At 37.5% G+C, this 2,630-nt stretch carries 2 protein-coding genes; one reads left to right on the top strand and one right to left on the bottom strand.

The window, feature by feature from the left end; genetic code table 11:
* On the bottom strand, positions 1-1,082 hold a 1,082-nt coding region (asnS, locus tag AC6F75_RS13040), incomplete at its 3' end, for an asparagine--tRNA ligase (protein ID WP_500715529.1).
* 274 nt (positions 1,083-1,356) lie between these two features.
* Between asnS and AC6F75_RS13035 the strand changes: the two genes are divergently transcribed.
* Positions 1,357-2,630, top strand: a 1,274-nt coding sequence (locus tag AC6F75_RS13035; protein ID WP_500715528.1) for an AAA family ATPase, incomplete at its 3' end; no start/stop codon positions are given.

Genomic DNA, 2,630 nt, shown 5'->3' with positions numbered 1-2,630 from the left:
TCAACCAGAAAACGCTCGTGCTCGCTTTGCAGGTCGGCACCCCATTCTTCAATAAGGTATTTAAATTGTTTTTTCTTATTGGGTTTTGAAGCTTTTAAAATATCAATGGCTTCGGTATAACTTACACGTTTGAAATTGTTTTCAAGTATAAACTGCAATTTTTCTAAAAGCGGCATGGGGCTGCGTTCTGCTTCGGGTTTGGTTTTGTCTTCTTGTTGCTGGCGTTGCTCCAGAAATGCCATGTCGTCTTTGCAATGTTCCATCACATATTTGACAACATACTTTATAAAGTCTTCAGCCAGGTCCATATTGGCGGCAAGGTCATTAAAAGCAACCTCTGGTTCAATCATCCAGAACTCTGCTAGGTGTCTTGATGTGTTTGAATTTTCAGCCCTGAAAGTGGGGCCAAAAGTATATACTTGTCCAAGACCCATCGCATACGTTTCCGCTTCAAGCTGTCCGCTTACGGTCAGATTGGTTTCTTTGCCGAAAAAGTCTTCTTTAAAATTGATGCTTCCGTCTTCGTTTTTTGGAGGGTTGTGCAAATCAAGTGTGCTTACGCGAAACATTTCACCGGCTCCTTCAGCATCACTTCCTGTGATGATGGGGGTGTGCACATGAAAAAATCCCTTTTGACGGAAATAGTCATGAACTGCAAATGACAAAACTGAACGCACACGCATCACAGCGCCAAATGTGTTGGTCCTGATTCTTAAATGCGCTTGTTCCCTAAGTTTTTCAAGCGTGTGACGTTTGGGAGAAAGTATGGTGAGTTTCACATCTTCAGTATCTGCGTCACCCAGGATTTCAAGTTTACTCACCTGCAATTCTACTTTTTGCCACTGTCCCTGGCTCTCCACCAAATTCCCGGAAACAGAAATAGCCGCACCCACGGTCACACGTTTTAGCAGTGCTTCGTCAAAATTTTCAAAATCAACCACACACTGTAAATTATTTATAGTAGAACCGTCATTCAAGGCGATAAAGCGGTTGCTTCTAAAACTGCGCACCCAGCCCTTTACATTCATCTCAATCAAAGAGGGTTCCGAATTCAATAACTCAAGTACTTTTTTCTTTAGCATTTGTCGAAAAATTAAGGTGCAAAGATAGTTTTAAGATTGGTAGATTACAAGAGGAAATTTGTGGGGTAGAATTCTTCAGTTTTGCTTTGTACAGTTTGTTAATACTCGTGCCTTGTTCTAAAATATTTTAACCTGTTCAATAATTAACGCTTATTATTTTACAATAAATCAAATAATTAGCACTTACTATATTACAAAATATTATATAATTAACCTTTATTATGTTACAAAAAAATAGTATATTTACATTTATTTTATGTAAAAATATTGTAAAATGAATTTCAAAAGGCATATATACAGTGTATTAGTTAAATGGAAAAGTAGTTTAAACCGAAAACCACTTATATTAAGAGGCGCGAGACAAGTGGGTAAAACAACATTGATTAATGAGTTCGCAAAAACCTATTCGCATCACATAACGCTTAACTTAGAACGTGTTTCAGATTTGCGTTATTTCACTGATTTTTCAGATGCCAAAACCCTAGTGGAAGCATTATTTCTTACACATAATATTTCCATTAAAGAAGAGTCAAGCACTTTGTTGTTTATAGATGAAATTCAAGAATCTCCTCAAGCTATTGCTATGTTGCGTTATTTTTATGAAGACGTGCCGGAACTGCACGTTATTGCAGCCGGTTCACTACTTGAACAAGTGATGCATAAAGTAAAAAATTTTCCGGTGGGACGTGTGGAATATGTGTATTTGCACCCTTTAAATTTTCCGGAGTATGTTGAAGCTAAAAAACATTGGGGAGCACTGGAGGCATTGAATAAAATACCGGTGGAGCCCCATGCCACACCTATTTTAAAAAAGTTGTTTCACGAATATGCCATTATTGGCGGGATGCCGGAAATCGTTAAGAACTATTTAAATACAGAAAGTTTGGCAGATTTACCTCCAATATATGAAAGCATCTGGGCAACATACAAAGAAGATGTAGAGAAATATGCACATAATGCCACAGATGCCCGTGTAATAAAACACATTATACAAACCGCACATCTCTATTTGGACCAACGAATAAAATTTCAAAACTTTGGGAATTCCAATTATAAATCACGAGAAGTTGGCGAATCTATGCGTAATCTTAACGATGCTAGAATAATTCAACTCATTTATCCGGCTACCGGCACAACACCCCCTATTAAAGCCGATTTAAAAAAATCACCTCGATTGCAGTTTTTAGATACCGGTTTGGTGAATTATGAATTAAATATTCAAGCTGCCATGCTGGCTATGGATGACTTTGATAGTGCTTACAAAGGAGCTGTGATTCCGCATCTGATCACTCAAGAATTTATTTCCTTATCTACAATAAATTACAAAAAGCCCAATTTCTGGGTAAGGGAGAAAGCGCAAGCATCCTCTGAAGTGGACTTGATCGTTGCACATAAGGATAAAATTATACCCATAGAAATTAAATCAGGGAAAGAAGGAAAACTAAAATCACTTCATCAATTTATGGATCAGGCAAATCACCCTTATGCCATAAGAATGTATGCCGGCGGGTTTAAAGTGGAACAACATCAAACAGCTATTAAAAAAAC

It is taken from the genome of Planktosalinus sp. (genome assembly GCF_059864935.1).
The sequence above is the reverse complement of the archived record's forward strand: the minus strand, read 5'-3'. Positions and strand labels throughout refer to the sequence as shown.